Raw genomic sequence first — 768 nt, 5'->3', positions numbered from 1 at the left:
TGGGTGACATGGCGTTGTCGTTGTCGAGGGCGCAGGTGTCGTTGCGGGAGACGATGTCGGGTGTGGTGTCGTCTGCTCAGACGGTTGCTGCTGCTGCGGAGGAGTTGTCGGCGGCGAATGCTCAGGTGTCTGCGGGTTCGCAGGAGACGTCGACTCAGGCTGGTGTGGTGGCGAATGCTGCTGATGAGGTGAACCGGTCGGTGCAGGCGGTGGCGTCTGGTGCGGAGCAGATGGGCGCCTCGATCAAGGAGATCTCTCACAACGCCAACGAGGCGGCACGGGTGGCGGCTCATGCGACGTCGGTGGCGGAGACGACGAACGAGCAGGTCTCCAAGCTGGGCACGTCGAGCCAGGAGATCGGCAATGTCATCAAGGTCATCACGGGGATCGCGGAGCAGACCAACCTGTTGGCGTTGAACGCGACGATCGAGGCTGCTCGTGCTGGTGAGGCGGGCAAGGGCTTCGCAGTGGTGGCCGGTGAGGTCAAGGATCTTGCTCAGGAGACCGCGAAGGCGACCGAGGAGGTGGCGCGTCGGGTGGCGGCCATCCAGGAGGACACCGGTGGCGCTGTCGATGCGATCAATGAGATCTCGGAGATCGTGAAGCAGATCAACGACTTCCAGATGACGATCGCCTCGGCGGTCGAGGAGCAGACTGCCACGACCGGTGAGATGAGCCGTGGGGTGGCGGAGGCTGCGACGGGTTCCAGTGACATCGCGGCGAACATCTCCACTGTTGCTCAGGCGGCGGCGGACTCGGCTCAGGTGC

1 protein-coding gene is annotated in these 768 nt (G+C 64.5%); it reads left to right on the top strand.

All coding sequences use genetic code 11. The features are described 5' to 3' along the window. A partial coding sequence (locus tag AOP72_RS13115) for a methyl-accepting chemotaxis protein (RefSeq protein ID WP_238581716.1) occupies positions 1 to 768 on the top strand: 768 nt, incomplete at both ends.

Source organism: Demequina aestuarii (assembly GCF_000975095.1).
Classification (GTDB): domain Bacteria; phylum Actinomycetota; class Actinomycetes; order Actinomycetales; family Demequinaceae; genus Demequina; species Demequina aestuarii.
This window is presented reverse-complemented; position numbering and strand designations above follow the sequence as displayed.